This is a genomic window from uncultured Legionella sp., assembly GCF_937871865.1.
In the GTDB taxonomy this organism is placed as follows: Bacteria; Pseudomonadota; Gammaproteobacteria; order Legionellales; family Legionellaceae; genus Legionella.
The window spans coordinates 1-1,325 of record NZ_CALMPD010000140.1; the positions used below are offsets into that span (position 1 = coordinate 1).

Here is a 1,325-nt window from a genome sequence, read left to right on the forward strand (position 1 = left end):
TCAGTGTGAAGTCTCTGGCTTCTTAAATTACTCTAACCGTTTATAAAAACCACCCTTTTGGTAAACCATAATATCAAATCATCATCCAAACAAACCATTTTTCCTGGAGCAACTGGTTTATAGTCATAAGTGACTCCCAACCCATCAGGAATATAGCCGCGTTTGATGTAGAGTCGTTGCGCCTGTCCATAACCCCCATCTTGTCCACCATATAAGCCAACTCCAAGACCTACATGTGAGTTCTGACTTGCTGCTTTTTCTTCAGGGATTGTTAATAAGGTACTTCCTATCCCCAATTTTCGAAAAGAAGGTAAGACATTTAAGTCCATAATTTCTGGGATTTTTTTATGTGCAAAGGGTTCATAGGGTGATGCCCATTTTAGCGTAACATAGCCGGCGATTTGGTCTTGAATGCAAGCCAACCATACGACTCGCTCAGCCTGTTGTTGTTCTTGGTAATACTTTTCAAATAACGACGCAGGTTTTTGCCAATTTGCTTTTTGAAAAGCATCGACCAGATAGGCGATATCTGATAATGTCAGCGCTTTGATAAAAATTGCCTGTTGGTTTATTGCTAAAGGTTCAAGCTGTTTCATCATATATGCCATATTCCACTCATATCCAGCGGGTTTTAAATCAAACAGAGCTTTAAAACCAACCGACTGATAGAACCGATACGTTTTAAGATAATTCTCTTCTAATTCAGATGGACTCAGTGTTTCAACAGTTATGGTTTTAGCTTCTTGCGTTACAGCAAAATGACAAGCTGCATCTATTAATTGCTTCCCAACACCTTGGCGGTGAAAATCACGTCTTACAGCCATCCAATAAATGTTTGCACTATTAGGATAGGGAAAATCTATTGAAATCAGAGCAATATAGTTATCATCCTTTTTTGCAGCGAAATTTATACGGTTTGTAACACCTATTGCATAATGCTCGTTTGCTTCGGGTAATCCGAAGTACTCAGGTATCTCCGTTGTAATGGTTTGACACAAGGTTTTAGCTAGTTCATCTGTTATTTTTTTAATTTGAATCATAATATTTCCCTCTGTCGCAGTATTTCGAGCATCTCCTTCATATAATTTGATGGATAGGGTGTAGACTTATCTTTCTGGATTTCTTTATAAAATTCATGCATTTTTTCCGCAATAGGAGCATTTATAGATAGTATTTCATTTATTTTATCGGGTAACTTAATTGAAAATTTATTTGTTAAGTAATCACTTAATGTTTTATCCCAAATGTTCTTTTCCTGCATAGGCTGTTAGGACACCATGCAGCAAATTGACTGAATAACTACATCGATCATAATGTTCATGGTC

The 1,325-nt window shown here is 37.1% G+C and carries 1 protein-coding gene; it reads right to left on the bottom strand.

Annotated features, from left to right (window positions below):
- Positions 1 to 32 precede the first annotated feature (32 nt).
- Complete coding sequence (locus tag Q0495_RS07345; RefSeq protein WP_298624537.1) at positions 33 to 1,040, bottom strand: GNAT family N-acetyltransferase; 1,008 nt, start codon at positions 1,038 to 1,040, stop codon at positions 33 to 35.
- Between the last annotated feature and the right edge of the window lie 285 nt (positions 1,041 to 1,325).